Annotated in this window: 24 protein-coding genes; 16 read left to right on the top strand and 8 right to left on the bottom strand. The window is 71.0% G+C overall.

Going from position 1 to position 26,652, the window contains the following annotated elements; translation table 11 throughout:
* Window positions 1-9: 9 nt before the first annotated feature.
* Entirely contained in the window at window positions 10-954 is a 945-nt protein-coding gene (locus KOI47_RS20650; RefSeq protein WP_216206014.1) for a D-2-hydroxyacid dehydrogenase family protein, read from the top strand.
* Between the two features lie 3 nt (window positions 955-957).
* Here the strand turns inward: KOI47_RS20650 and KOI47_RS20645 are convergent, their stop codons facing one another.
* The gene (locus KOI47_RS20645) at window positions 958-1,782 is read right to left on the bottom strand and encodes a serine hydrolase domain-containing protein (RefSeq protein ID WP_216206012.1); all 825 of its coding nucleotides are present in this window, start codon (window positions 1,780-1,782) and stop codon (window positions 958-960) included.
* A gap of 9 nt (window positions 1,783-1,791) precedes the next feature.
* Window positions 1,792-2,862 (bottom strand): 3-deoxy-7-phosphoheptulonate synthase, encoded by a 1,071-nt coding sequence (locus KOI47_RS20640; protein WP_232376893.1) that lies wholly within the window; start codon window positions 2,860-2,862, stop codon window positions 1,792-1,794.
* A 325-nt stretch (window positions 2,863-3,187) separates the two neighbouring features.
* Here KOI47_RS20640 and KOI47_RS20635 point away from each other — a divergent pair, with 325 nt between their 5' ends.
* Window positions 3,188-4,213 carry a 6-phosphofructokinase gene (locus tag KOI47_RS20635; protein ID WP_216206005.1) on the top strand — a complete coding sequence of 342 codons (1,026 nt, stop codon included), beginning with the start codon at window positions 3,188-3,190 and terminating at the stop codon, window positions 4,211-4,213.
* 126 nt (window positions 4,214-4,339) lie between these two features.
* On the opposite strand, the gene KOI47_RS20630 is transcribed toward KOI47_RS20635, so the two are convergent.
* The gene (locus tag KOI47_RS20630; protein ID WP_216206003.1) at window positions 4,340-5,800 is read right to left on the bottom strand and encodes an aromatic amino acid ammonia-lyase; all 1,461 of its coding nucleotides are present in this window, start codon (window positions 5,798-5,800) and stop codon (window positions 4,340-4,342) included.
* Window positions 5,801-5,896: 96 nt separating this feature from the next.
* Here KOI47_RS20630 and KOI47_RS20625 point away from each other — a divergent pair, with 96 nt between their 5' ends.
* Both KOI47_RS20625 and KOI47_RS20620 read left to right on the top strand, forming a co-directional pair.
* Window positions 5,897-7,402 (top strand): SLC13 family permease, encoded by a 1,506-nt coding sequence (locus KOI47_RS20625; protein ID WP_216206000.1) that lies wholly within the window; start codon window positions 5,897-5,899, stop codon window positions 7,400-7,402.
* Window positions 7,403-7,492: 90 nt separating this feature from the next.
* Window positions 7,493-8,401: an oxygenase MpaB family protein gene (locus KOI47_RS20620; RefSeq protein WP_216205995.1), complete on the top strand. Its 909-nt coding sequence runs from the start codon at window positions 7,493-7,495 to the stop codon at window positions 8,399-8,401.
* A 15-nt stretch (window positions 8,402-8,416) separates the two neighbouring features.
* Here KOI47_RS20620 and KOI47_RS20615 read toward each other — a convergent pair whose 3' ends face one another.
* Window positions 8,417-9,037: a TetR/AcrR family transcriptional regulator gene (locus tag KOI47_RS20615; RefSeq protein ID WP_216205992.1), complete on the bottom strand. Its 621-nt coding sequence runs from the start codon at window positions 9,035-9,037 to the stop codon at window positions 8,417-8,419.
* A gap of 35 nt (window positions 9,038-9,072) precedes the next feature.
* A complete protein-coding gene (locus KOI47_RS20610) occupies window positions 9,073-9,672 on the bottom strand; it encodes a TetR family transcriptional regulator (RefSeq protein WP_216205989.1) in 600 nt (199 codons plus the stop codon).
* A gap of 90 nt (window positions 9,673-9,762) precedes the next feature.
* Here KOI47_RS20610 and KOI47_RS20605 point away from each other — a divergent pair, with 90 nt between their 5' ends.
* From KOI47_RS20605 to dacB, 5 genes are all read left to right on the top strand, one after another.
* Window positions 9,763-10,950, top strand: coding sequence for an FAD-dependent oxidoreductase (locus KOI47_RS20605; RefSeq protein WP_269756644.1), 1,188 nt, complete (start codon window positions 9,763-9,765; stop codon window positions 10,948-10,950).
* A gap of 21 nt (window positions 10,951-10,971) precedes the next feature.
* The gene (locus tag KOI47_RS20600) at window positions 10,972-11,637 is read left to right on the top strand and encodes a DUF2461 domain-containing protein (RefSeq protein WP_216205985.1); all 666 of its coding nucleotides are present in this window, start codon (window positions 10,972-10,974) and stop codon (window positions 11,635-11,637) included.
* Between the two features lie 122 nt (window positions 11,638-11,759).
* Entirely contained in the window at window positions 11,760-13,184 is a 1,425-nt protein-coding gene (pyk, locus tag KOI47_RS20595; protein WP_216205983.1) for a pyruvate kinase, read from the top strand.
* A gap of 39 nt (window positions 13,185-13,223) precedes the next feature.
* Entirely contained in the window at window positions 13,224-14,132 is a 909-nt protein-coding gene (tesB, locus tag KOI47_RS20590) for an acyl-CoA thioesterase II (protein WP_216205979.1), read from the top strand.
* A 50-nt stretch (window positions 14,133-14,182) separates the two neighbouring features.
* On the top strand, window positions 14,183-15,757 hold the full coding sequence (gene dacB / locus KOI47_RS20585; protein WP_232376135.1) for a D-alanyl-D-alanine carboxypeptidase/D-alanyl-D-alanine endopeptidase: 1,575 nt from the start codon (window positions 14,183-14,185) through the stop codon (window positions 15,755-15,757).
* A gap of 64 nt (window positions 15,758-15,821) precedes the next feature.
* Here dacB and KOI47_RS20580 read toward each other — a convergent pair whose 3' ends face one another.
* Window positions 15,822-16,190 (bottom strand): hypothetical protein, encoded by a 369-nt coding sequence (locus tag KOI47_RS20580; RefSeq protein ID WP_232376134.1) that lies wholly within the window; start codon window positions 16,188-16,190, stop codon window positions 15,822-15,824.
* A gap of 184 nt (window positions 16,191-16,374) precedes the next feature.
* Here KOI47_RS20580 and KOI47_RS20575 point away from each other — a divergent pair, with 184 nt between their 5' ends.
* The 4 genes from KOI47_RS20575 (at window position 16,375) to KOI47_RS20560 (ending at window position 21,130) form a co-directional block, all read left to right on the top strand.
* Window positions 16,375-17,223, top strand: a complete 849-nt coding sequence (locus tag KOI47_RS20575) for a helix-turn-helix domain-containing protein (protein ID WP_216205976.1) — start codon at window positions 16,375-16,377, stop codon at window positions 17,221-17,223.
* Window positions 17,224-17,244: 21 nt separating this feature from the next.
* Complete coding sequence (locus tag KOI47_RS20570; RefSeq protein ID WP_216205974.1) at window positions 17,245-17,439, top strand: DUF397 domain-containing protein; 195 nt, start codon at window positions 17,245-17,247, stop codon at window positions 17,437-17,439.
* A gap of 230 nt (window positions 17,440-17,669) precedes the next feature.
* On the top strand, window positions 17,670-17,873 hold the full coding sequence (locus tag KOI47_RS20565; RefSeq protein ID WP_216205971.1) for a hypothetical protein: 204 nt from the start codon (window positions 17,670-17,672) through the stop codon (window positions 17,871-17,873).
* Window positions 17,874-18,106: 233 nt separating this feature from the next.
* A complete protein-coding gene (locus tag KOI47_RS20560) occupies window positions 18,107-21,130 on the top strand; it encodes a helix-turn-helix transcriptional regulator (protein ID WP_216205969.1) in 3,024 nt (1,007 codons plus the stop codon).
* 22 nt (window positions 21,131-21,152) lie between these two features.
* On the opposite strand, the gene KOI47_RS20555 is transcribed toward KOI47_RS20560, so the two are convergent.
* A complete protein-coding gene (locus KOI47_RS20555) occupies window positions 21,153-22,760 on the bottom strand; it encodes a succinic semialdehyde dehydrogenase (protein ID WP_216205966.1) in 1,608 nt (535 codons plus the stop codon).
* Between the two features lie 167 nt (window positions 22,761-22,927).
* A complete protein-coding gene (locus KOI47_RS20550) occupies window positions 22,928-23,536 on the bottom strand; it encodes a TetR/AcrR family transcriptional regulator (RefSeq protein ID WP_232376133.1) in 609 nt (202 codons plus the stop codon).
* 114 nt (window positions 23,537-23,650) lie between these two features.
* On the opposite strand from KOI47_RS20550, the gene KOI47_RS20545 reads away from it, so the two are divergent.
* From KOI47_RS20545 to KOI47_RS20535, 3 genes are all read left to right on the top strand, one after another.
* Window positions 23,651-24,808 (top strand): acyl-CoA dehydrogenase family protein, encoded by a 1,158-nt coding sequence (locus KOI47_RS20545; protein ID WP_216205959.1) that lies wholly within the window; start codon window positions 23,651-23,653, stop codon window positions 24,806-24,808.
* Window positions 24,809-24,834: 26 nt separating this feature from the next.
* Complete coding sequence (locus KOI47_RS20540) at window positions 24,835-25,977, top strand: CaiB/BaiF CoA transferase family protein (RefSeq protein WP_216205956.1); 1,143 nt, start codon at window positions 24,835-24,837, stop codon at window positions 25,975-25,977.
* A 403-nt stretch (window positions 25,978-26,380) separates the two neighbouring features.
* Complete coding sequence (locus tag KOI47_RS20535) at window positions 26,381-26,548, top strand: hypothetical protein (RefSeq protein ID WP_216205953.1); 168 nt, start codon at window positions 26,381-26,383, stop codon at window positions 26,546-26,548.
* Window positions 26,549-26,652 lie beyond the last annotated feature (104 nt).

Genomic DNA, 26,652 nt, shown 5'->3' with positions numbered 1-26,652 from the left:
GTGAGTGGCATGAAGATCGCGATTCTCGACGACTACCAGAACGTCGCGCTCGGCTTTGCCGACTGGGACTCACTCGGCGCGGAGATCGAGGTGTGCAACGAGTACATCCCCGACCGCGACGAGCTGGTCCGCAGGCTCGCCGGGGCCGAGGTGGTGGTCGCGATGCGCGAGCGCACCCCGTTTCCAGCCGAGCTGCTGGACCGCCTGCCCGACCTGCGATTACTGGTCAGCACCGGCCGCAGGAACGCGGCGATCGACATCGCCGCGGCGCGGGAACGCGGGATCCTGGTGTGCGGCACCGGATACCTGCCGGAACCCACGGCCGAGCACACCTGGGCGCTGATCCTGGCGGCGATGCGTAACCTGCCGCGCGAGGAAAGGTCGATGCGGGACGGCGGCTGGCAGCTCGGCCTCGGTTCGGGCCTGCACGGCAGGACGCTCGGCCTGCTCGGCCTCGGCAGGCTGGGGTCAAGGGTGGCCGCCGTGGGGGCGGCGTTCGGGATGGAGGTCATCGCCTGGAGCCAGAACCTCACCGCCGAGCACGCCGCCGGGCAGGGGGTCACCGCCGTGGGCAGGGAGGAGCTGTTCGAGCGCAGCGATGTGCTCTCCATCCATCTCGTGCTCAGCGATCGCACCCGTGGTTTGGTCGGTGCAGCGGAACTGGCCGCGATGAAGCCCACGGCGTGGCTGGTGAACACCTCGCGTGGCCCGATCGTGCGGGAGGAGGCCCTGATCGAGGCCCTGCGTGCGGGCCGGATCGGCGGGGCGGCACTGGACGTCTACGACACCGAGCCACTGCCGTCCGACCACCCGCTGCGCGCACTGCCGAACACCGTGCTGACCCCGCATATCGGCTACGTGACCCGCGAGGTCTACCAGGTGTTCTACCGCGACGCCGTGCAGGACATCGCCGCCTACCAGGCAGGCACCCCCATCCGCCAGCTCGAACCCTGAGGGTCAGCGGGGCAGCTCGGCCAGTACGGCGTCGGTGAACCGGGGCCAGACCTCGGCGGCCCAGGGGCCGAAGGCGCGGTCGGTGAGTACGACGCAGGCGGCGCCCGCCGCTCCGGCTTCGGGATCGACCCACAGGAAGGTGCCGGACTGCCCGAAGTGCCCGAAGGTGCGCGCGGAGCTGTGCGTGCCGGTCCAGTGCGGGTCCTTGTGGTCGCGGAGCTCGAAGCCGAGTCCCCAGTCGTTCGGCTTCTGGTGACCGAACCCGGGCAGCACCCCGTTCAGCCCCGCGAAGGCGACCGAGGTCGCGGTGGCGAGGGTGCCGGGGTCGAGCAGTGTCGGCCGTTGCAGCTCGGCTGCGAAGCGGACCAGGTCGTCCAGGGTGGACACGGCCCCGGCCGCGGGCGAACCGTCCTGAGTGGTGGCCGTCATGCCCAGCGGGTCGAACAGGGCCTCCCGCTGGTAAGCAGGGAAGGGGATCCCGGAATGCTTGGTCAGCGCGTCGGCCAGCTGCTCGAAACCCGCGTTCGAGTAGAGCCTGCGGGTGCCGGGCTGGGCCAGCACCCGGTGCTCGTCGAAGCCGAGCCCGGAGGTGTGCGCCAGCAGGTGGCGGATGGTCGCACCCTCCGGGCCGGCCGGGGTGTCCAGCTCGACCACGCCCTCCTCGACGGCGATCAGCGCGGCGTAGGCGGTGAGCGGTTTGGTGACCGAGGCCAGCTGGTAGGCGCGGCCGCCGTCGCCATGCGCGGCGAGCACCGTCCCGTCCGCGCCGACGACCGCAGCCGCCGCGTTGTCCACCGGCCATTCCTCGATCAACCGCACACTGTCCATGCCGCCACCCTACGAGCCGCGGCCCCGGCGACGGTGCGCGGTGGCGGTGGCCAGCTGGGTGAGCAGGTCGGCGGTGGTGGGCCAGTCCATGCAGGCATCGGTGATGCTCTGCCCGTAGGCCAGCTCGGCCGCGTGCCCGAGGCGTAGCTCCTGCCTGCCCGGAGTGAGGAAGCTCTCCAGCATCAGGCCGGTGATCGGCTCACCGCCGCCGATCCGGCCGGCCAGCTCGCCGAGGACCTCGGCCTGCCGATGGTGGTCCTTACCGCTGTTGCCGTGGCTGGCGTCCACCAGCACCCGCTCCGGCAGGCCCGCTGCGCGCAGCCTGGCCAGCGTGTCCGCCACCGACTCGCGGTCGTAGTTCGGTCCGGTGGCGCCGCCGCGCAGGATGACGTGGCAGTCCGGGTTGCCCGCGGTGGTCAGCAGCGCGGCCAGCCCGTCGGCGTTGATGCCGGGGAACACGTGGCTGGCAGCCGCGGCGCGGGTGGCGTCCACCGCGACCCCGATATCGCCCTCGGTGGAGTTCTTGATCCCCACCGGCATCGACAGCGCGCTGCACAGCTGCCGGTGCACCTGGCTGGCCGCGGTACGCGCGCCGATCGAGCCCCAGGTCACGGCGTCGGAGATGTACTGCGGGGTGATCGGGTCCAGGAACTCGCAGCCCACCGGAAGGCCGAGCGCCAGGATGTCCAGCAACAGCCGCCTGGCCAGCCGCAGTCCCTTGTTCACCGCGAAGCCGCCGTCCAGGTCGGGGTCGTTGATCAGGCCCTTCCAGCCGAGGGTGGTGCGCGGCTTCTCGAAGTACACCCGCATCACCACATGTAGCTGGTCGCGGTGCCGGGCGGCCTGCTCGGCCAGCCGCCGGGCGTAGTCCAGCGCGGCGGCCGGGTCGTGCACCGAGCACGGGCCGACCACGACGAGCAGGCGGTCGTCCCGCCCGTTCAGGATGTCGATCGTGTCCGCCCGGCCCTGCGCGACGGTCTTGGCCATCGCCACGTCCATCGGGTGTTCCTGGCGCAGCAGTGCGGGGGACAGCAGCGGGCTGATCCCGGTGGTCCGCTGGTTGTCCAGGCCGTACCGCAGATCGGTTGGCGCTTCGCCTGGTCCTGCGGTGAGCGGCGCTGCATGCGAGGTCACGGGTGTGGTCCTTTCCACGGACCGCCCCGCCGTCACCCGCCGAGCCGGTCCGTCGTCATCCGGCTCGTGGGTGGAGGTCGTCAGCGCATGGTCTCGCCGGCTGGCCCACCCCGGGCCGGCCCGCCAAACCAGAAATAACGCTGCATGCCGATCACTGTAGCAGGTTCGTTGCTGGCGGCTGCACCGATCAAGTATCACTACGGCTAGGGTTGCACCCGGGAGACGAGACGACAGTGTGACGTAGATCCAGCGCGAGCGGAGGTCTGAATAGATGCGAGTCGGTGTACTGACCGGCGGCGGCGACTGCCCGGGGCTGAACGCGGTGATCCGCGCCGTGGTCCGTAAGGGCATCGAGGTGCACAACTGGGAGGTCGTCGGCTTCCGCAGCGGGTGGCGCGGCCCGCTCACCGGCGATGGCAAGCCGCTCGGCCTCGACGACGTCGAGGACGTGCTGACCAGGGGCGGCACCATCCTCGGTTCCTCCCGCACCAACCCCTACAAGGAGGAAGGCGGCGTCGAGAAGATCAAGTCGGTGCTCGCCGACCAGGGCATCGACGCGCTGGTCGCGATCGGCGGCGAGGACACCCTCGGCGTGGCCAAGCGGCTGACCGACGATGGTGTGGGCGTGGTCGGGGTGCCCAAGACGATCGACAACGACCTCGGCGCCACGGACTACACCTTCGGCTTCGACACCGCGGTGCACATCGCCACCGAGTCGATCGACCGGTTGCGCACCACCGCCGAGTCGCATCACCGTGCGCTGGTGGTCGAAGTGATGGGCAGGCACGCGGGCTGGATCGCGCTGCACTCCGGCCTGGCGGGCGGGGCGAACGTCATCCTGGTCCCGGAGCGGCCGTTCTCCGTGGAGCAGGTGGTCGAGTGGGTCGAGCGCCGGTTCGAGCGGATGTACGCCCCGATCATCGTGGTGGCCGAGGGCGCCCTGCCCGAGGGCGGGGCCGAGATGCTGGCCAGCGGCGAGAAGGACGCCTTCGGGCACGTGCGGCTGGGCGGGGTCGGCACCTGGCTGGCCGACGAGATCGCGGCCCGCACCGGTAAGGAGTCCCGTGCGGTGGTGCTCGGGCACACCCAGCGTGGCGGCACCCCCACCGCCTACGACCGGGTGCTGGCCACCCGGTTCGGGCTGAACGCGGTGGACGCCGTCGCCGACGGCGACTTCGGGACGATGGTGGCGCTGCGCGGCACCGACATCGTGCGGGTCAAGCTGGCCGAGGCCACCGCGGAGCTGAAGACCGTGCCGCCGGAGCGCTACGCCGAGGCCGAGGTCTTCTTCGGCTGACCGGCTCTCATCCCGCCACCCGCTGGTAAAGCCCTGAACGTGGCTTTCCGGACGTTCAACGTCGCGAACGGCACTTTTGAGACGTCTGACGTCGCGAACGCCACGTTCAGGGCACTTCGGCGCTGATTAGACGGTCGCCAGGCTGTCCAGCACCTCGGCGGCGCGGGTGATGTCGGCGGTCAGCGGGCGGTCCGCGGGGTCCGGGTCGAGCACCTCCGCCGCCCGCTGATAAGCCGTTCCGGCCGGCAGGCCGGCCAGGTCCGCCTGCTGCATCCGCAGCGCGCGCACGGCGGCGACCAGCTCGCAGGCCAGTAGTTGCTGGTAGGCGGCACAGGCCGCGGTGGCCGCCCGTGCCGCCTGGGTGGAGAAGCTGGCGTGGTCCTCCAGTCCGCGGGAGACCACGGCGGTGCCCAGGGTCACCGGCAGCGCGGCCTGCCGCAGCTCGGTGAGGGCGTCGTGCGCGACGTACTCCAGGATCATCACCCCGGAGCTGCCCGCGGGCCCGGCGGCGAGGAACGGCCGCAGCCCAGTGAACTCGGGTTCGACCAGGTCGCCGAGCCGGGCCGCGGACAGCTCGGCGACCTGGTGCACGGTGGCTCTGGCCTGGTCCAGCGCCGAGGCCACGTAGGCGGTGTGGAAATGCGCGTGGTGGTAGGCGTCGCCGTGTGCGGTGGAGATCATCGGGTTCTCGGTGCCCGCGTTGATCTCCACGGCCAGCACCTCGCGCAGGTACCGCACCGAGTCCAGCGCGGGCCCCTGCACCTGGGGGAAGGCGCGCAGGCCGAAGGGATCCTGGATGCGGCGGCCGGGTGCGGGGGTGCCCTCCATGCCGAGCATCCTGCGCATCTCCGCGGCGCACGCGATCTGGCCGGGATGCGGCCGCGCCTCGTGCACCGGCGTGGCGTAGGCCTCCGGGTTCCCGCCGAGGGCCACATAGGACAGTGCGACCACCGCGTGACTGGCCTTGGTCAGCGTGTCCAGCCGCAGCGCGGCCAGGGTCGCCTCGGCCAGGGTGGCGGCGTTACTGCTCATGAACGCCAGCGCGTCGCCGGCGTGTACCGGCACCGCCGGGACCGGGTTGCGCAGCCAGGTGTGCTCGCCCGCCAGTGCCAGCGCGGTCTCGGCCAGCGGCGTGAGGTCTCCGGTGCCGATCGCGCCGAGCCGGTGCACCAGCGGTAGCGACCCGGCTCGCAAGGCGTCGCCCAGCGCTGTGATCAGGGCGGGGCTGATCCCGGAATGCCCGGCGAGCAGCTGGTTCAGCCGGATCAGCATCATGGCGGTGACCTGCCCGTCCGGCATCCGGTCGCCGCCGGCCCCCGCGTGGCTGCGCAGCAGCCGCAGGCCGTGCTCGGTGGATCCCTCGCCCCGCACGGTGTCGTCCTTGTTGGCGCCCACCCCGGTGGTGCGGCCGTAGACAGTGCGACGGCAGCTGAGGTCCTCCGCCAGCCGCCAGGACTGCTCGGCGGTGCGCAGTGCGTAGGGGGACATCTCCAGCGCCACCGGTCCGGTGGCCGCCGCGGCCATCGCCACGTCGGCACAGCGCAGGGTGTGGCCGTCCAGTCGGATGGTGATCTCGCCGCTCCGCATCCGATCACTATGGACGATGCCGCCGGGTGCGCGGAAAGGTGTGACCGGAAAGCTGATCTCGCGGTACATTTCCGGCACTCGAACCGGAGGTGAGCGATGTCACAGGTGCAGGACGACCCGGCCACGGCGTTGAAGCCGGGGACGGTGAAACGCCAATGGATCGGTCTCGCGGTGGGGCCGGTGCTCGCGCTGCTGGTCTTTCTCGTCCTGCCGGACAGCCTGTCCACCGCGGGCAAGGCCACCGCGGCGGTGGCGGTGCTGATGGCGGCCTGGTGGATGACCGAGGCGCTGCCGCTGGCCGCGACGGCCCTGCTGCCACTGGTGCTGTTCCCGGTCTTCAACGTGGCCAGCATCGACGACGCGGCCGCGCCCTATGCCAATGACGTGATCTTCCTGTTCATGGGCGGGTTCATGCTGGCGCTGGCAATGCAGCGGTGGAACCTGCACAAGCGGATCGCGTTGCGCACCGTGCTGGCCGTCGGCACCAGCCCGGTCCGGCTGATCGCCGGCTTCATGATCGCCACGGCGTTCATCAGCATGTGGGTCAGCAACACCGCGACCACCGTGATGATGCTGCCGATCGGGCTGTCCGTGCTGGGCCTGGTCGGCCAGCTCGGCAGCGGCAAGGGGGACACCAACTTCGCCACCGCGCTGATGCTGGGAATCGCCTACGCCGCCTCGATCGGCTCGCTGGGCACCATCATCGGCACCCCGCCGAACACCTTCATGGTGGGCTACCTCGAGGAGAACTTCGGGATCGAGATCGGTTTCGGGCAGTGGATGCTCTTCGGCGTGCCGATTTCGGTTGTGCTGCTGGTGCTGGCCTGGCTGGTGCTGTCCCGGTTCGTCTTCCCGCCCGCCTCGAAGACCCTGCCCGGCGGCCGGGAACTGATCCGCGAGCAGCTGGCGGAGATGGGCCCGATGAGCCGGGGCGAGTGGAACGCGCTCGTCGTGTTCGTGGCCGCCGCGCTGAGCTGGATCTTCATCCCCACCCTCGCCGATATCGACGCCGTCGCGGAGGCACTTCCCTGGTTGGAGCGCATCTCCGATGCGGGGATCGCCATGGCGGTGGCCGTGGTGTTGTTCATCCTGCCGGTCGACGGGGCAAGGGGAGTGCGGACGCTGAACTGGGACACGGCCAAGCAGCTGCCCTGGGGCGTGCTGCTGCTGTTCGGTGGCGGGCTGAGCCTGTCCAGCCAGTTCACCGACACCGGGCTGAGCGAGTGGATCGGTGACCAGGTCGGCGCGCTCGGCACCCTGCCAACGGTGCTGCTGGTGCTGATCACCGCGGGGCTGGTGCTGCTGCTGACCGAGCTGACCAGCAACACCGCCACCGCGGCCGCGTTCATCCCGATCCTCGCCGGGGTCGCGGTGGGGCTCGGGTTCGGGCCGATGCTGCTGGTGATCCCGGCCGCGCTGGCCGCGACCTGCGCGTTCATGCTGCCGGTCGCCACCCCGCCGAACGCCATCGCCTTCGGCTCCGGGCACATCACCATGGGCCAGATGATCAGGGGAGGGGTCTGGCTGAACGTGATCGCCCTGGTGTTGATCACGGTGGTCGTCTACGCCCTGGGAGGTGCGGTACTGGGCATCGCACTCTGAGTTCCCTGGCCGGAACCGCGAAATCTTGACACGCCTGTTTCCAGATACCTAATCTGCCAACGTGTGTTACTAGATGGCGGAGGTGGTCGCGTGACACAGGCGGAGCGGATGACGACGCCGATCGGTGCGCGCGGGCCGCGCCGCCCGTTCGAGCCAGGCAGCCGGATGTGGGAGGAGGTCGGGCTGGTCACCTTCTCGCTCACCGCGGGCACGGCGTTCCTGCTGCAGACCATGGAACCGACCATCGCCGCGGTGGTGGACGAGCACTCGACCTTCCGCACCGATCCGGTCGGCCGCGCGCTGCGCAGCATCGCCTCGGTGCAGATGTGGGTGTACGGCGGAACCGAGGCGCTGGCCGAGGCCGACCGGTTACGCGAGATGCACGCGAGCCTGAACACCACCGACGCCGAAGGCACCCGGCATACGGCGCTGTCCGCGGGGCCGTGGGCCTGGGTGCTGCTCACCGGTGCCTATGCGTTCCTCGAAGGGGCGCGGTACTTCGCCCGCCGCCCGCTGACCGAGCGGGAGAAGGAGGACTACTACGCCGAGACGGTGCAGCTGCTGCGGAACTTCTCGGTGTCGCCCAAGCACATCCCGGCCACCTACGCCGAGTTCCTGCGCTACTTCGACGAGATGGTGCGCAACCAGCTGCGGCCGAGTGTGGTCGCCAGGGACTACCTCAACGGCGTCCGGAACATCGGCCCGCCGCTGGGGCTGCCGCGGGCGTTGCGGCCGCTGTGGCGGATGGTGACCGCGCCGGTGGGGCGGCTGCAGTACTTCGTGACCGTGGGCACCACCCCGGAACCCGCCCGGCGGGCACTCGGGCTGCGCTGGAGCGAGGCGGACGAGCGCAGGCTGCGGCTGATCGGCAGACTGGTCGCCTACACGGTGCCGCTGCTGCCGGAACGCTTGCGGTACTTCCCGATCGCCTACCGGGCCCGCCGGGTTGAGCACGCCAGGCGGAAGCTGCGCAAGACGATCGACGCCCGCCCGATCTGACCGCCCGTCTCGGAGTCAGACGCCGCCGCAGGCCAGGAAGAGCTCGGTGCAGCGGTCCACCACGGCCGTGCGATCCTGCGCGCCGGGCTCGTGGATCAGCGCGCCCAGTGCCTCGCTGAACCCGCCGACCAGGAACCGGGCGGTGATCGCGGTGGTCGCCGGGTCGGCGGGCCGGTAGGCGGGATCGCCGTCGGCCTGCTCGGCGACCAGTCGCGCGATCGTGCCGGCCGCCTCCTGCCGCCGGGGCGCGAGCACCGGGCTCGCCATCGACTCGATCAGCAGCACCCGCCCCTTGCGCGGATCCTCGGTGAGCAACTCCGCGACCGCGCCGAGCCCCGCGCGTACCCGCGCGCGCAGGGACGACCCCGCCGCCGCGATCGCGGCAAGGCCGGTTTCGATCATCTCCTGGACCACCCGGTCGAACACGGCGAGCGCCAGCTCGTCGATGTTGCCGAAGCTCTCGTAGAAGTAGCGCGGCGCCAGCTGCGCCCTGTCCACCACCCCGCGCACGGTCAGCCCGGACATTCCCGCCGTGCCGAGCAGATCCAGCCCGGCCCCCAGCAGCTCCTCCTGCCGCCGCGCCTTGCGGGCATCGGCGGACATCCCGCCGTACTCGCGCTGGTTGGTCGTGGTCACACGCGCCATCGTGGCACACCCCGCACACAAGCCGGTCAGCGTGGCGCCGCCGTGGTGACGGGCTCGACCAGCGCCGTGATGGCCCGCCGAACGCGTGTGTGCACATCGGCCTCGGCGGCCGAGCCGAGTACGACGTGGTGGAGTACCCCGACGACGGCGAGAGCCAGCGCCGCGGGCTGGACGGCCGCCGCCACCCGGCCGAGGCGTTGCTCCGCGGCGAGGTAGCTCGCGGCGGCCTCCTCGATCGCGTCCAGACCCGCCGTCTGCGCACCGAGCACGGTGCGGACCCGTTCCGCCAGTTCCGGCCTGGAGATCAGGAGCCTGAGCAACGTCCGGATGGTCGCGGGCGGGGTGCCGAGAACGGCCTCGCACAGGTTCCCCGCGACGCTGCCGGTGCCGGCCCGGTCCGGCAGGGTCGCGGCCGCCGCGGAGACCAGGAAGGCACGGTCGACGGCGTAGCCGGCCAGGAAGTCGTCGAGATCCGCGAAGTGCGCGTACAGCAGCCCGGTGGCGACTCCCGCCTCGCCGGTGACCGCCCGGCCGCTGAGCTTGCCCGGCCCCTCACGGGCGATCACGCGCTCCACCGCGGCGAACAGTTGCTGCCGGACCTCCGGGATGGCGACACCTCTTGGCACGCGCCCATGCTACCCGGCTTGCCATCAGAATGAGCATGTGTTCATACTTGATTTGAACACATGCTCATACTTCGGCGGTGAGGAGCGGTAGTGACCGAGGGTGCTGGGAACAGGAAACGTCGAGTGCTCGTCGCGGGTGCCGGGATCGCCGGGTTGGCCACCGCGTTGCGGCTGCACCAGGCGGGATGGGACGTGCTGGTGGCCGAGCGAGCCCCGGCCCGCCGCAGCGGCGGATACCTGGTGAACCTGCTCGGGCAGGGTTACGACGCGGCGGAACGTCTGGGGGTGCTGCCCGCGCTCGCGGCACACGACCTCGGGGCGTTCGCCTCCGTCCTGGTCAGGTCCGATGGCAGGAAGAAGCTCACCGTCCCGGCCGCGCTGGCGCAGGCGGCGCTGGGCGGACGGGCGCTGACCGTGTTCCGGGGCGACCTGGAGTCCGTGCTGTACGACGCGGTGCGCGAGGTCGCGGGGATTCGGTTCGGCACCGTCGTGCGGGAGGTCACCCAGGATGCGGACGGCGTACGGGTCGCGTTGAGCGACGGCACCTCCGAGCGCGCCGCGCTCCTGGTCGGCGCGGACGGCCTGCACTCCGGTGTCCGCGAGCTCGTGTTCGGCTCCGAGTCCGGTTTCCGGGTGGACCTGCGATGTGTGGTCGGGGCGTTCCCCCTCGCCGAGGCTCCGCGGGACATACCGGAGGGCACGGGCGCCACGTTCATCGGTCCTGGACGTACCGCGGCAGTGCTCAACCTGGGGCCCGGGCGATCCTCGGCGTTCTTCACCTACCGCACTCCCGATCCCGCTGCCGAGCTGAGCCAGGGGCCAGCGCGGGCACTGACCGCGGCTTTCGGGGATCTGGGCGGAGGTGTACCCGACGCGCTCCGGCAACTTACGGCCGACCCGGCCGGAGCCTACTTCGACGCCGTCAGCCAGATCGTGACCGAAAGGTGGAGCCACGGCCGGGTGGTGTTGCTCGGCGACGCGGCCTGGTGCGTCACGCTGTTCGCCGGTTACGGCGCGGCACTGGCGCTCGCCGGGGCCGACCGACTCGGTGCCGTGCTGGAAGAGAACGGCGACGATATCGCCACGGCGCTGGCCCGCTGGGAGACCCCGCTGCGCCCGGAAATCCGCAAGCGGCAGGCGCTGGCCCGCAAGGGGACCAGCCAGTACGCGCCAGCCACCAGGGCGCATGTCCTGGCACGTGACCTCATGATCCGCACCATGACGCTCCCGGGAATCCGCGGCATGGTCGCGCGCTCCGTCCAGCGCTCGCAGCGGTGAACCGCGCGCTATCGTGCCCCGGTGAGCTTCGAGGGTTTCGGTGAGTACGCGATCGACTTCTACGACGGGCTGGTCGCCGACAACTCCAAGACCTACTGGAACGCCAACGTCCAGGTCTACCGGGACGATGTGCGAGCGCCCATGGAGGCGTTGCTGGCGGAGCTGGAACCGGAGTTCGGGGACGGTTTCGGCAAGGGCAAGGTGTTCCGGCCGTACCGCGACGTGCGGTTCAGCAAGGACAAGAGCCCGTACAAGACGCACTGCGGCGGGGTGATCGAGCAGGGCAGGGGTGGCGGGGCCTGCTACGTGGAGGTGGGCCCGGCCGGGCTGCGGGTCGGTGGCGGCTGCTTCCATCTGGCCACCGACCAGCTGGCCGCCTTCCGCCGCGCGGTGGACACCGAACTGCACGGGCAGCGGCTGGCCGGGATCCTGGACGACCTCCGCGTGGCCGGGTGGACGATCGCAGGGGAGGCGCTGCGCACCAAGCCACGCGGGTTCGCCGCCGACCATCCGCGAATCGAGCTGCTGCGGCACAAGTCGCTGTACGCGGTGCACACCTGGGATCCGGACGACACCCTGCACGAGCCGGCCTGCCTGGACCGGGTCCGCGCGGCCTGGCGGCAGGTGCGCCCGTTCAACGAGTGGGCACGGGACCACGTCGGCGTGAGCGAGCTCCCGCGGCGCTGACCGGTCCCGGATGCGACATCGGGTGCATTGCGGGAACATTCGGTTACGAGTTGTCAACACGGGTGGATCGATTTCGGGATCGGTACAGACTCGTGGGCGCAGAGGGTTTAGGCTCTACAGGCGTGAGCCGACGAGCGAAGATCGTATGCACCCTGGGCCCGGCGACCGCCACGGCGGAGAAGGTACGGGCCCTCGTGGACGCCGGTATGGACGTCGCGCGGATGAACTTCAGCCACGGCAGTCACCGGGACCACAAGCAGGTCTACGACATGGTCCGCAGCGCCGCGGCCGAAACGGGCAAGGCGGTCGGCATCCTCGCCGACCTGCAGGGACCGAAGATCCGGCTCGGCACCTTCGCAGGCGGGCCGGTGGAGTGGCGCACCGGCGACATCGTGCGGATCACCGTCGAGGACGTGGACGGCACGCACGACCGGGTCTCCACCACCTACAAGGGCCTCGCCGAGGACGCCAAGCCCGGCGACCGCCTGCTGGTGGACGACGGCAAGGTCGGCATGGTCGTCCAGGAGGTCGACGGCCCGGACGTGGTCTGCGAGATCACCGAGGGCGGTCAGGTCAGCAACAACAAGGGCGTCTCGCTGCCGGGGATGGACGTGTCCGTGCCCGCGCTGTCCGAGAAGGACATCGAGGACCTGGAGTTCGCGCTCGAACTCGGCGTCGACTTCCTCGCCATGTCCTTCGTGCGCTCGCCTGCCGACATCGACCAGGCGCACCAGGTGATGGACCGGCTCGGCCGCAGGCGGCTGCCGATCATCGCCAAGCTGGAGAAGCCCGAGGCGGTGCACAACCTCGAGGCGATCGTGCTCGCCTTCGACGGGGTGATGGTCGCCCGCGGTGACCTCGGCGTCGAGCTGCCGCTGGAGCAGGTGCCGCTGGTGCAGAAGCGGGCCATCCAGATCGCGCGGGAGAACGCCAAGCCGGTCATCGTGGCCACCCAGATGCTCGACTCGATGATCAACAACTCCCGGCCGACCCGCGCCGAGACCTCGGATGTGGCCAACGCCGTGCTGGACGGCGCCGACGCGGTGATGCTCTCCGGGGAGACCAGTGTCGGGCGCTACCCGATCGAGACGGTGGAGACGATGAGCCGGATCGTCGAGGCCGTGGAACGCGACTCGCCCGCGGTGCCGCCGCTGAGCCACGTGCCGCGCACCAAACGCGGGGTCATCTCCTACGCCGCAAGGGACATCGGGGAGCGGCTGAACGCGAAGGCACTGGTGGCCTTCACCCAGTCCGGGGACACCGTGCGCAGGCTCGCCCGGCTGCACACCCGGCTGCCGCTGCTGGCCTTCACCCCGGAGGAGAGCGTGCGCAGCCAGCTCGCGCTCACCTGGGGTACCGCGACCAGGATCGTGCCCTCGGTGGACTCCACCGACCAGATGGTCCGCCAGGTCGACCACGCGATGCTGGAGATGGGGCGGCATCAGGAAGGCGACCTGGTGGTGATCGTCGCGGGCTCCCCGCCGGGGACAGTGGGCTCCACCAACCTGATCAGGGTGCACCGGCTCGGTGAAGAGGATCACGCCTGAGCAGCCGGTGACCGGGCACGCCGCGTAAGGTCGGGCAGCGTGACCGAACTCGCGAGGGACGCCGCCTCGGCGCTGGACACCGCCCGTGAGGCGGGTGGGCAGCCGGTGCTCGACCGGCTTATTGCGTTGCTGGACCTGGAGAAGATCGAGGAGAACATCTTTCGCGGGGTGAGTCCCGCGCACTCCCCGGTCCGGGTGTTCGGCGGGCAGGTCGCCGGGCAGGCACTGGTCGCCGCCGGGCGCACCGTGCCGGAGGAGCGGAAGGTCCACTCGCTGCACGCCTACTTCATCCGCGGCGGCGACCCGAGCGTGCCGATCGTCTACGAGGTGGACCGGATCCGGGACGGCCGCTCGTTCACCACCCGCCGGGTGATCGCCATCCAGCACGGCAAGGCGATCTTCTCGCTGTCCGCCTCCTTCCAGAAGGAGGAGCCCGGGGTCGAGCACGCCGAGGCCATGCCGGAGGTGCCCGGCCCGGAGTCCCTGCCCACCCTGGCCGAGCGCGCCGAGGGCTACGCCGACCGGCTCGGGATCCAGGTGCGGCCGCGGCCGATCGACCTGCGCTACGTCAACGACCCGCCGTGGGTGACCAGGGAGAGCGGCGAGCGCGAGGCCCGCAACCAGGTGTGGATGCGGGCCGACGGGCGGCTGCCCGACCAGCAGCTGCTGCACGTGTGCGTGCTGACCTACGCCTCGGACATGACCCTGCTGGACTCGGTGCTGGCCCGGCACGGGGTCTACTGGGACCTGGACAAGGTGCTCGGGGCCAGCCTGGACCACGCGCTGTGGTTCCACCGGCCGTTCCGGGCCGACGAGTGGTTCCTGTACGACTGCGCCTCGCCCAGCGCATCCGGTGCCCGTGGCCTGGCCACCGGGAGGTTCTTCGCCGCCGACGGCACCCTGATCGCCACCGTGGTCCAGGAGGGCCTGCTGCGCGTGCTCGACTAACGGGGTAGCCGGGACGTCGGTGAATCGCTACTATCCGTGACCGTCCACCGATGTCTGGGGGTTACATGTCCCGTTCGCGCCGTTGCGCGCTGCTGGCCGTCCTGCTCTGCGCGCTGGTGTTCGTCCCGGTCGGGGCGCCCATCGCCGAATCGGACAACCCGCTCGGCCGGGACCTGTCCGCCATCCTCGCCGATCCCGCCTTCACCGGCGCCGATGTCGGCCTGATCGTGCGCAGGGCCGACACCGGTGAGGTGCTCTACGACCGGCAGAGCCAGCAGCGGCGCCAGCCCGCCTCCACCGGCAAGCTGCTCACCACCGCCGCCGCGCTGGACCGGCTCGGGCCGGAGCACCGCTTCCGTACCACCGTCGTCTCGCCGGGCCGCCGGTTCGGCCCGGTGCTGTCCGGCGACCTGTACCTGCGCGGCGGCGGCGACCCGACCATGCTCGCCGCCGACTACCAGGCACTGGCCGCCGAGATCGCCGACAGCGGGGTGCGCGTGGTCCGGGGCAGGCTGGTCGCCGACGACAGCTTCTTCGACGAGGTACGGCTGGGCACCGGGTGGGCCTGGGACGACGAGCCGTACTACTACAACGCGCAGATCTCCGCGCTGACCATCGCCCCGGACACCGACTACGACAGCGGTTCGGTCGTGGTCCGGGTGAGTCCTGGCCGCAGCGGCGCACCGGCCGAGGTCGAGCTGGTGCCCGCGAACGACTACGTGCGGGTGGTCAACACCGCCACCACCAGCGAGCCTGGCCAGCCTGCCCGGATCAGCGTGCGGCGGGAGCACGGCGGCAACACCATCACCGTGCGCGGCTCCATCCCGGAGGGTGGCGCACCGGTGCGCGCCTACCGTGCGGTCTGGGAACCGACCGGCCTTGCCGCCGCGGTTTTCCGGGACGCGCTGGCCCGGCAAGGGGTGCGGGTGCTGGGGGAGACCGCGCGCGGAGTGGCTCCGGCCGATGCGCGGGTGCTGGCCGAGCACCGGTCCATGCCGGTCGGTGAGCTGCTCACGCCGTTCCTGAAGCTGTCCAACAACATGCACGCCGAAACCCTGGTGAAAGCCATGGGCAAGGTGGAGAGCGACCGGGGCACCTGGCCCTCCGGTGTGGCCGCTATCGGAAAGTCCTTGCCGTCCATGGATGTCGATCCGAACGAGCTGTACATCGTGGACGGTTCTGGGCTGTCCAGGATGGACCAGATCGCGCCCGCGCAGCTCGCCGCGCTGCTGCTGGCCGCGCGCGAGCAGCCCTGGTTCGACCGCTTCCACGCGGCCCTGCCGGTGGCCGGGGTGTCCGACCGGATGGTCGGCGGCACCCTGCGTAACCGGATGCGCGGCACCCCGGCCGAGGGCAATGTGCACGCCAAGACCGGTTCCTACACCGGGGTCAGTGCCCTGGCCGGTTACGTGACCGCCGCGGACGGCAGTGAGCTGGTGTTCGCGATGGTCAGCAACCAGACCCTGCGCAACGTGCGGCCGCTCGAGGACGCGGTGGCCGTGCGGCTGGCCCAGTACGAGGGCGTGAACGCGGCCCGCAAGCCCGCGTATGTCCCGGCGCCCCGCTCGGCGGACGAGGCCACCGGGCGGTACGACCTCGAATGCAGCTGGCTGAAGGCATGTTGACCGGAGAGGCCGGGATCGATCGGGGGGCAACCCCGGTCCCTCCGGTCGGGAACGCGACGCGCGCTCAACCCGCGTAGTCGAGGTGTGGCTTGCGACGTCGCTGATGGCTGGTGACGTTCGGGATCACTGCGGTCGGCTCGTCCATCCCCTCCAGCCGCAACTGCACCGCAAGGTATGCGCGGCAGGGGGTGCGGTTGCGCCGCCAGAACAGCAGCCGGGAACCCCTTGGCCGGCAGATCGGGCACCGGCCCCGCGCGTCCGGCTCGTGCAGGGCGAGCACGGAACGTAACGTCTCGACCAGGAGGGGAACCTCCCGCCTGCCGAGTTCGGCCGCCCGCTCGTCATCCGCCTTTCCCACCGATCGGATGAGATCGTCCAGCCTGCGCTGCACCGAAGCCTGCAGGGGGCCGACGATGGTGTCACGATCGAGCACGCCGCCTCCACAGCTCGGTGATCCCCGGCGCCGGATTGACGCCTGCCTCCACTTTACATTCGCAGTCTGCAATTTGCAGCTGCGTACGTGCCGCACTCGAACCAGCCAGTAGATCACCACCCGTGTGAACAACTGGTTAGATATGGCGTGAGGTGTTGTACCGGAGCCGACGCGGAGGTCCACTATGGCGCGGGGCCAGGGTCCCACCGTCCGGCGGCGCAGGCTGGCGACCGAGCTGCGCAGGCTGCGCGAGGCGGCGGACATGACGATCGACGAGGTGGGGGAGAAGCTCGAGTGCTCGGCCTCCAAGATCAGCCGGATCGAGACCGGGCACGTCGGGGTGACCCCGCGCGACGTCCGGGACATGCTCGAGCTGTACGGCGTATCCGGGGACGACCGGGAGGCGCTGGTCCAGCTCGCCAGGGAGGCGCGCAAGCAGGGCTGGTGGCATGCCTACAAGGAGGTGTTCAACGGCACTTTCGTCGGCCTCGAGGCGGATGCCAGCTCATTGCAGGCCTTCCAGGCACTGCTGGTGCCCGGGTTGCTGCAGACCGAGCAGTACGCCCGCGAAGTGATCAGGGGGATGCGGCCGGACGCGGAGGAGTCCGATATCCAGCGCCGGGTCGCGGCCAGGATGGCCCGGCAGGAGCTGCTGACCGACTCGAACCCGCCGGAGTACTGGGCGGTGATCGACGAGGCGGTGCTGCACCGGGTGGTCGGCAGCCGTGAGGTGATGACCCGGCAGCTGCACCGGCTGGCCGAGGTGGCCAGGATGCCGCACGTCACCCTGCAGGTACTGCCGTTCGCCGCGGGTGCGCACGCCGGGATGGAGGGTCCGTTCGTGATACTCGGATATCCCGAACACGCCGATCCGGACGTGGTCTATCTGGAGAGCACCGGAAGCGGGTTCTTTCTCGAGTTGCCCCCCGAGGTGCGTCGATATTCGCTTATGTTCGATCATCTTCGTGCCGCTGCGTTGAAGCCGGACGACTCGGTCGCCGTCATCATCGCGGCCGGTGAGCGTTTCGGATAGTACATCAAGGAGCGAGAAGTTATGCGTGATTTTATCGGGGTGCAGTGGAGAAAGAGCAGCTACACGGGGGACAACGACTGCGTCGAGGTCGCGATGACCGCCGACCGGGTCGGCATCCGTGACTCGAAGGCTCCCACGGCGGGCGCGCTGCGCGTGTCCCGTGCGGGCTGGCGTGGCCTGCTCACCACGGTGACCGACAACTCCGGCCGGATGTGACCGGCGAACCGTACATTCTGGAGAAACCAGTTCGGCATCCGTCGCGCACGTATTCCCTGCGTTGCCGAACATACCGTCTCCGGCCGGCCCCTTACCCCGCCTGAGCCCGTACGGCCAGGGGTAAGGGGCCGGTTCGCGTCCGGCCATGGGTGATCTCCCGATGCCGGGGCCATGCCCTCAGGACGAATCTGATCCTCGTAGCGATGAGAGCAGGATCGGAACGAGGGATCATGCGACAGGACTGGATCTTCCAGGCGGTACAGGCCGAGGTGGCCTACCGGACCGAGGAACTGCGCAAGGCGGCCGGTATCCGCTGGCCGGGGCGGGCCGCGCGCAGGCGGCGTGGCGCGAACGCTCCGGCCCAGCCGGTGCGGGTGCCCCGGCAGCGTGGCGGCGAGCACGAGGCGACCGGCCAGCGGGCACGGGCCTGCTGAGCCCCGTGCGCACCGTCTTGTGTCCTTGCTCTACGGTCGGGTTATTCAGGTCCGCAATGCGCCTCACCAGCGAGGTGACCTGCAACAACCTCCCGCCCGTCGCCCACCGCCACCCAAGCGGCGGCGCTGCGCGCCGCAGTGACCATGGGCCTGGCGGCCCGCGGTCGCTGGGTCGTTCTGAACAACCCTCCTTGGCCACAATTCGGCGGAAACTGTCGGACCGGTAGGACACAATGCACACCGTGCCCCGACTTGGCTCCGGAATACCGCTCGTGGCCCGCACCGACGAGATGCGGCAGCTGCGTACCGCCTTCGCGCGCTCCCGGCGCGGCGAGGCGGCCGCAGTGCTGCTGGCCGGTGACGCCGGTGTGGGCAAGACCAGGGTGCTGACCGAGCTCGGCTCGTACGCCGCGAGCCAGGGCGCACTCGTGCTGACCGGGCGCTGCCTGGACGTGCGCGAGGGCGGGCTGCCGTACCTGCCCTTTGCCGAGGCGCTCACCCCCCTGGGCAGCGCCACCGACCGGGCCGTCGCAGGCGCGGTGCGCGCCCGCCCCGCCCTCGGCAGGCTGCTGCCGCAGGTCGACGGCCTGGCTTCGGGCGCGCACGCGGGTACCGACCACCAGCAGGTCTCCGCCGATCCGGAGAACCCGCATCGCGTGCACACCGAGCAGGACCTCGGCCAGCTGCAGCTGTTCGACGCGGTGCTCGGCGTGCTGACCGATATCGCCGAGCACCAGCCGGTGGTGCTGCTGCTGGAGGACTTGCACTGGGCGGACGGCTCCACCCGCAACCTGCTTTCCTTCCTGCTGTCCCGGCTGCGCACGCAGAAACTGCTGGTGCTGGCCAGCTACCGGGGCGAGGAGGTGCATCGCAGGCACCCGCTGCGCGCCGTGCTGGCCGAGCTGGTCCGGTTGGCCAGCGTGCAGCGGATCGAGCTGCCGCCGCTGGCCGAGGCGGACGCGCGCGCACTGGTCGAGGCGCTGGTCGAGGGCCCGGCCGATGCGGAGCTGGTGGCCGAGGTGGTGCGGCGGTCCGAGGGCAACCCGTTCTTTGCCGAGGAACTGCTCGCTTCCGGGTCCGCCCATGACGACCTCCCATCCGGGCTGGCCGAGGTGCTGCTGGCCCGGCTCGAACGGCTGTCCCCGGAGACCAGGCGGGTGCTGCGGGTGGCCTCGGTGGCCAACGGCCCGGCCTCGCACGCCGTGCTCACCGAGGTGTCCGGGCTCGGCGAGCTGGAGCTGGACGAGGCGGTGCGGGAGGCGGTGCAGCACCACGTGCTGGTGGTGGACAACGGGTTCTACGCCTTCCGGCACGCCCTGCAACGCGAGGCGGTGTACGGCGACCTGCTGCCGGGGGAACGGTCCCGGATGCACGGGGTGTACGCGGCGCGGCTGCTGGCCCAGCCGGAGGACACCGGGCGGGGGCGCAACGCCCGGCTCGCCTACCACAGCCTGCAGTGCAACGACCTGCCCACCGCGCTGGCCGCCTCGAAACGGGCCGCGGACGAGGCCGAGGAGCTCGGCGCGCCCGGCGCGGCGCTGCGCCATGTCGAGCAGGCGCTGCGGATCTGGGACGCCGTGCCTGCCGAGCAGCGCCCGCAGGGGGTGGACGAGCTGCAGCTGCTGCACCACGCCTCCTACTTCGCAGGCACCTCCGGGGAGCCGGAACGGGCCGTCGCGTACGCGCGCTCGGCGGTGCAGGCGATCGACGACACCACCGGGGTCGACCGGGCCGCGCGGACCTGGCGCAGGCTGGCCGAGGCGCTGATGTCCCTGGACAGCACCTTCGAGGAGTCCCTGGACGCGATCGGGCGGGCCTGGGACCTGCTCACCGACGCCGAGTCGGACGCGACCAGGGCGTGGGTGCTGGCCACCAGGGCGCAGATCATGCGCGGATTCGGCAGGCCGGAGGAGGCGCTGTGGAGCGCGCGCACCGCGGTGGCGCACGCGCGGACCGCGGGCACGGTCGGTGCCGAGGCCTCCGCGCTGGTGACCATCGGCACCCTGGCCGATGCCGCTGGCAACGCGGCCGAGGCCAGGGAACGGCTTGGCGAGGCGCAGCGCAAGGCCAGGGAGGCCGGCGCGCTGAACGTCGAGCTGCGCGCGCTGTACTTCCTCGCGATGAGCCACGACGACCAGGCCGAGATCGGCCCGGCCGTCGAGCTGTACCGGCGCGGTATCGAGCGGGCCGAGGAGACCGGGCTGAGCTGGAGCTCCTTCGGCCTCGAGCTCCGCGCCCGGCACCTTGTCCTGCGCTACATCAGCGGCGACTGGCCCGGCGAGGACGTCATCGGGCGGCCGCAGCGGGGCGTGTCCACCGTGGTGGCCGCGCGGCTGGCTGCGGCGTGGGCGCATATCGTCGTTGCGCGTGGCCGGTTCGCCGAGGCGGAACGCCTGCTGGAGGGGCTGCGCCCGCGCTGGCGTTCCGATATCGACATCCCGCTCTCCGGCGGGGCGGCCGGCATCGAGCTGGCCTACTGGCAGGGCGAGTACGCCGAGGCGGTCCGGCGGGCGCAGGAGTCCATCGGCTGGCTGGAGGAGTTCGAGGGCTACCAGCTCGGCGGGCTCCGGCTGGCCGCGCATGGCACGGCTGCCGCGGCGGCGTTGGCGGCCTCCGCCCGGCTACGCGGCAACGAGGAGGTGGCGGCCACCGCCGTCGCCGATGGTGAGGCACTGGCCGAGCACGCGCGCCTGTGCGCCGAGCACGGGCGGCCGCGGTCCGGAAACCTCGGCAGGGAGGGGTGCGCCTGGCTGGCCAGGGTGGAGGCGGCGGCGTCCGGGCTGCGCGGCCCTGCGCGGCCCGGACGCTGGGCGGAGGTGGTGGAGGCCTTCGACTACGGCGCGGTGTACGAGCAGGCGATCGCCCGCTGGCAGCACGCCGAGGCGCTGCTGGCCACCGGCGACGAGCTGGACGCCGAGGCCGCGGCGGGGGAGCTGTCCGAGGCGCATGCCGTCGCGGAGAAACTGGGCGCGCAGCCGTTGCGGGACGCGGTCCGCGAGGTGGCGGCCCGGGCCCGGATCGAGCTGCCCGGCGCGGCACCGCAGCGGGAGGTGCTCAGTCCGCTGACCGAGCGTGAGCAGGCGGTCCTGCAGCAGGTGGCGCTCGGCCGGACCAACCGGCAGGTCGGGGCCGAGCTCTACATCAGCGAGAAGACGGTGAGCGTGCACCTGTCCAGGGCGATGGCGAAACTGGGCGCGAGCCGCCGCGCGGAGGCGGTGGCGATCGCCTATGACCGCGGCCTGCTCACCAGGGCGTGACGGGAGCGCCCGGCGGCCGAACTCAGCGGCCGGGCAGCCTGCGCAGCGCCCGCATGCTGGCGGTCATCGCGCTGGCCCACAGCCTCGGCGGCATCCCCCGGAACGGCCGCAGCTTGAGGCCACCCTGTGCGGCGATGGACTGCGACTCGGTGTACCGCAGCAACCCTTCGGCCCCGTTGCGGCGGCCGACGCCGGAGTCCTTCATCCCGCCCATCGGCACCCCGACGGTGCCGAAGGTGGCCGCGTAACCCTCGTTGATGTTGACCGTGCCGGCCTTCAGCCGGGAGGCGACCCGCCAGGCCGCCTCGGTGTCCCGGGACCAGACACTGGCGTTCAGCCCGTACTCGGTGTCGTTCGCGCGCGCGATCGCGGCGTCCACCTCGGTATAGCCGTAGATCGACACCACCGGGCCGAAGGTCTCCTCGGCGAACACCCTGGCCGTCTCCGGGACGTCGGTGAGCACGGTGGGCTCGTGGAACAGCGGGCCGAGGTCCGGCCGCGCCCGCCCGCCAGCCAGCACGGTGGCGCCGTGCGCACGGGCGTCCCGCACGTGCGCGGAGACGTTCTCCAGCTGCTCGGCCGAGGTCAGCGAGCCCATCCCGGCGCCGTAGTCCAGCGCCCCGCCGAGCCGCATCGCGTTGGTCTTGGCCACGAACGCCTCGGTGAAGGCATCCCGGATGCTCTCGTGCACGTAGATCCGTTCCACCGAGACGCACAGCTGCCCCGCGGAGGAGAAGCAGGCGGTGACCGCGCCCGCGGCGGCCTTGTCCACATCGGCGTCCGGCAGCACCACCATCGGGTTCTTGCCGCCGAGCTCGAGCGAGTAGCCGGTCAGCCGGTTCGCCACCTGGCTTGCCAGGGCCTTGCCGGTCGGGGTGGAGCCGGTGAAGCACAGGTAGTCCGACTCCTCGACCAGCGCGGTCCCGATGCGCGAGCCCCTGCCGAGCAGGATCTGCCACGCTCCCGGTGGCAGCCCGGCCTCCTCGGCCAGCTCGTGCAGCCATAGCGCGGACAGCGCGGTCTGGTTGTCCGGCTTCTGCACCACGGCGTTCCCGGCCGCCAGTGCGGGCAGCACGTCCATGGCGGTGAGCGCGAGCGGGTAGTTCCACGGCGAGATCACCCCGACCACACCCTTGGGATGCCGCAGCTCGCCCGCCTTGGTCACCAGCGGGATGACCCCCGGTGCCCGCCGCGGCGCGAGGATCTTCGCGCTGTGCTTGCCGTAGTAGGCCGCCACCAGCGCGGTCGCGCTCACCTCGTCGAAGGCGTCCAGCCGGGCCTTGCCCGCCTCGATCTGCACCAGATCCAGCGCCTCCCGCTGGCGGTCCAGCACCAGGTCGTGCAGCCGGATGAGCACCCGCTGGCGTTCGCGGACCGGGCGCCGCGCCCAGTCCCGCTGCGCGGCACGGGCGTCGGCGAAGGCCGCGCGAGCGTCGGCGTCGGTGGCCTGCGGCAGCGTGGCGGTGATCTGCCCGGTGAACGGAGCGTGCATGTCCACCGGCGCGGAGTCCTTCCCGCCGATCGCACGGGACACCAGCTCCGCGGCCCGCGCCGAGGGCGGGGCACCCGCGACGCCGCCGATCGTGCTCGGCGTCTCCTTGCCGAGGGCCTGCGAGGTCGTGCTGGTCATCGCCACCTCCGTGCGGACCGACTCTGGTTACCGACCAGTACACCATACCGCCGGTACGCGGCGGGAGATGTTAACGGAAGTAAACGTCACGGGAGGGGACGAATCGCCTCATCTTGGAGTAGTGCAGCCGGCCCGAGCGAGGGCCGGGCCGGCCGCACTCCCTTCGCTCAGTCGCCCGTGTAGAGCTCGACCGCGATGCGCTTCCACTCCTCGAGTAGCTGCTTGCGCCGGGTGGGATCCCCGCCCAGCTCGGCGTCCAGTGCGAGGCCGCGGGTGAGGTTGACAGTGAGCCAGAACAGGGTCTCCACCCGCTCCCGCGGTATGTTCTCCGTCACCGCGGCGATGTTCTCCAGCACCGACCTGCCCAGTGCGCGGTCCACCGGCCGGATGGCCGCGCGCAGTTCCGGATCCGTGCGAGCCGCGACCCACAGCTCGGTCACCGCGGTGGACAGGGTGCCCGAGTAGGCCTCCCAGAGCAGGTCGATCGCGGCGGGCACGCGCGCGGCGCCCGCGGGCAGGTCCGCCATTGCCGCGAGGCGCTGCTCCTTGAGTTTCTCGGTGAGGTGCTCCACGGCCGCGGCCATCAGCTCGGCCTTGGCCGAGAAATGGTGCTGCACCGCGCCCTTGGACACCCCGGCGCGGGCACAGACCTCCTGCACCGAGGTGCGGGCGTAGCCGACCTCCACCAGGCAGTCGATCGTGGCGTCCAGCAGGGCCGTCCGCGTCTGCTCCCGCCGCTCGGCCTGGGTGCGATGCCGGTTGTGCTGCGCTGGCACGGGTTCCTCCCGGTGTCGGCCTTTACCTTCAGTCTGGTCGGCATGTACATTCTCGGCAGAACTTACATCCTGCATGGAATGTTTTCCAGCCCGCGCACGTTCAGGAGGCCCGCCGTGGCACTGCAGATCCAGCGGAGCTCGTGGAGCACCGACGACCTGGAGGACTTTCGCGATCTCGCCCGTACCTTCTGCCAGAAGGAGCTGACCCCGAACCAGGAGCGCTGGATCGAGGCCAAGATGGTGGACCGCGAACTGTGGACCAAGGCTGGCGAGGTCGGCCTGCTCGCGCTGTCCATCCCGGAGGAGTACGGCGGGGGCGGCGGGACCTTCGCGCACGAGACCGTGCTGTACGAGGAGCAGGCCCGCGCGGGCGATGGGGCCTGGGGCGTCTCGGTGCACAACGGGATCGTGGCGCATTACCTGCTCGCCTATGCCGGCGAGGAGAAGAAGCGGGAGTGGCTGCCCAAGCTGGCCAGCGGCGAGTTCGTCGGCGCGATCGCGATGACCGAACCGGGCACCGGCTCCGACCTGCAGGGCATCAAGACCCGCGCGGTCCGGGACGGGGACGAGTACGTGATCAACGGGGCGAAGACCTTCATCACCAACGGCGCGCATGCCGACCTGGTGGTGGTCGCGGTGAAGACCGATCCGGACCCGGAGGCGGGCGCGCAGGGTGTCTCGCTGCTGGTGGTGGAGACGGCGACCGAGGGCTTCCGGCGTGGCCGGGTGCTGGACAAGGTGGGACTCAAGGGCCAGGACACCGCGGAGCTGTTCTTCGACGACGTGCGTGTTCCCGCCGCCAACCTGCTCGGCGACGCGGAGGGGCAGGGCTTCATCCAGCTGATGCAGCAACTGCCCCAGGAGCGCCTGCTGATCGCGGTGACGGCGGTGGCCGGGATGGAGGCCGCGATCAATCAGACCATCGACTACACCAAGGAACGCACCGCCTTCGGCAGGCCGGTGTTCAACTTCCAGAACACCAAGTTCACCCTCGCCGAGGCGGCGACCGAGGCCGCCGTCGCACGGGCCTTCCTCGACCAGTGCGTCGAGCGCCACCTGCGCGGCGAGCTGGACGTGCAGGGCGCCGCGATGGCGAAGCTGTGGACCACCGAGCGGGTGAACAAGGTGGTTGACGACTGCCTGCAGCTGTTCGGCGGCTACGGCTACATGACCGAGTACCCGATCGCGCGGGCCTGGGCGGACATCCGGATCTCCCGGATCTTCGGCGGTACCAGCGAGATCATGAAGGAAATCATCTCCCGCACGCTCTGAGCTGGGCCGAGGAAAGGAAGAACCGCATGAATGCTGGTCCGCTGCGCGGGCTGAAGGTGATCGAGCTCGCCGGGCTGGCACCGGCGCCGTTCGCCTGCACCATCCTCGCCGACCTCGGCGCCGAGGTGATCCGGGTGGACCGGGCGGCTCCCGGCGAGGACGTGCTGGGCTTCCCGTATGACCCGCTGATGCGCGGGCGCCGCACCATCGGGGTGAACACCAAGTCGGCCGAGGGGGTCGAGCTGGTGCTGCGCCTGGTGGAGAAGGCGGATGTGCTGGTCGAGGGCTTCCGGCCGGGGGTGGCCGAGCGAATGGGCCTCGGTCCGGCTGACGCCCATGCGCGTAACCCGCGGCTGGTGTACGGCCGGATGACCGGCTGGGGGCAGGATGGCCCGCTGGCGCCGAGCGCGGGGCACGACATCAACTACATTGGCCTCGCCGGGGCGCTGGAACCCATCGGGCGCGCCGGCGAGCGACCGGTGCCGCCGCTGAACCTGGTCGGCGACTTCGGCGGCGGCGGGCTGTTCCTGGCGATGGGCGTGCTGGCGGCGCTGTACGAGCGCACCTCGTCCGGCCAGGGCCAGGTGGTCGACGCCTCGATGGTGGACGGGGCTGCGCTGCTGACCACGCATCTGCACGGGCTGCGCGCCTCCGGCGTCTGGCCGGGGGAGCGGGGGCAGAACATGCTGGACGGCGGCGCCCCGTTCTACGACACCTACGAGACCGCCGACGGCAAGTATGTCGCGGTCGGCGCGATCGAGATGCGCTTCTGGGCTGCCCTGGTGTCCGTGCTCGGCCTGGACGCCGAGAACCTGCCCTTCCACCTGGACCAGAACGAGTGGCCGCGGCTGCGCGAGATCGTCGCCGAGGCGATCGGCAAGTACACCAGGGACGAGCTGGTCGCCAGGGCGGAGGGCACCGATGCCTGCCTGACGCCGGTGCTGTCGCCCTGGGAGGCCGCCGAGCATCCGCACAACGCCGAGCGCGGCACCTTTGTCGAGGTCGGCGGCGTGGTCCAGCCCGCACCGGGCCCGAAGTTCGACCGCACCCCGCCCGCCACCCCGCAGCCGCCGCACGAAAAGGGCGCGGACACCACCGAGGTGCTCACCGAACTCGGCCTGGCCGAGGAGGAACTGGCGAGCCTGCGCGCCGAAGGCGTGATCAACTGACCGCGAACAGCCAACGCGTGTTCATGGACGGCCAACGCGTGCATGTGAATGGCCAACGCGTGCATGTGGGCGGCAAACACACCGGCGCGGCGTGTTTGCCGCCCACGCGCACGCGTTGGCTCCCTGCGCGCACGCGTTGGCCGTTCGTGGACGGCTGGACCGATCCGGGTGCCCCGCTGAGGGGATGGGCCTGGGCGTGTCCGGTGGTAGGTTCGGGCGCGGTTCTCCTAGAGTGGGGAACGGCTCGTCGGATACGGTGAGTCAGCATAGTTGGCACAAAGTTGCCCGTCCGTGTGATAGGCATCCATGTGTCCGCTCGCTGCGGGATGATGGCCATGTTGGCTGGGAGGGTAACCGGGCTCCGTGACCGACGCGGGGACCGACGACTTGATCGGATGGAGCCATGTCGCCGGGAATTAAGAAGATCCTGATCGTCGGTGCTGTCGCACTCGTATTGTTTCTCCTGATTTCTCAACCGAATCAGTCCGCGGAGGCGGTGCGGACCGCGCTCGGCTGGTTGCGGGACGGCGCCGAGGCCATTGTGACGTTCGTGGAGAACGTGTTTTCCTGAGTTTCGACTGACTTCCCGGACGCGACCGGCACGGTAACCGTGCCGGTTAACATGCTGCGCACGGGCGGTATGACTACGCACTGTCAACGAGTCCACGATCCGGG

The sequence above is a fragment of the Amycolatopsis aidingensis genome (assembly GCF_018885265.1).
Taxonomy (GTDB): Bacteria; Actinomycetota; Actinomycetes; order Mycobacteriales; family Pseudonocardiaceae; genus Amycolatopsis; species Amycolatopsis aidingensis.
Note: the sequence above shows the minus strand (reverse complement) of the source record. Positions and strands in the feature narration are given on the sequence as shown.

Coding starts and splice junctions, on each gene's coding strand:
- KOI47_RS20650 (WP_216206014.1), top strand. CDS start 10: ATGAAGATCGCGATTCTCGACGACTACCAGAACGTCGCGCTCGGCTTT.
- KOI47_RS20645 (WP_216206012.1), bottom strand. CDS start 1,782: ATGGACAGTGTGCGGTTGATCGAGGAATGGCCGGTGGACAACGCGGCG.
- KOI47_RS20635 (WP_216206005.1), top strand. CDS start 3,188: ATGCGAGTCGGTGTACTGACCGGCGGCGGCGACTGCCCGGGGCTGAAC.
- KOI47_RS20630 (WP_216206003.1), bottom strand. CDS start 5,800: ATGCGGAGCGGCGAGATCACCATCCGACTGGACGGCCACACCCTGCGC.
- KOI47_RS20625 (WP_216206000.1), top strand. CDS start 5,897: ATGTCACAGGTGCAGGACGACCCGGCCACGGCGTTGAAGCCGGGGACG.
- dacB (WP_232376135.1), top strand. CDS start 14,183: ATGTCTGGGGGTTACATGTCCCGTTCGCGCCGTTGCGCGCTGCTGGCC.
- KOI47_RS20575 (WP_216205976.1), top strand. CDS start 16,375: ATGGCGCGGGGCCAGGGTCCCACCGTCCGGCGGCGCAGGCTGGCGACC.
- KOI47_RS20570 (WP_216205974.1), top strand. CDS start 17,245: ATGCGTGATTTTATCGGGGTGCAGTGGAGAAAGAGCAGCTACACGGGG.
- KOI47_RS20565 (WP_216205971.1), top strand. CDS start 17,670: ATGCGACAGGACTGGATCTTCCAGGCGGTACAGGCCGAGGTGGCCTAC.
- KOI47_RS20560 (WP_216205969.1), top strand. CDS start 18,107: ATGCACACCGTGCCCCGACTTGGCTCCGGAATACCGCTCGTGGCCCGC.
- KOI47_RS20555 (WP_216205966.1), bottom strand. CDS start 22,760: ATGACCAGCACGACCTCGCAGGCCCTCGGCAAGGAGACGCCGAGCACG.
- KOI47_RS20540 (WP_216205956.1), top strand. CDS start 24,835: ATGAATGCTGGTCCGCTGCGCGGGCTGAAGGTGATCGAGCTCGCCGGG.
- KOI47_RS20535 (WP_216205953.1), top strand. CDS start 26,381: ATGTCGCCGGGAATTAAGAAGATCCTGATCGTCGGTGCTGTCGCACTC.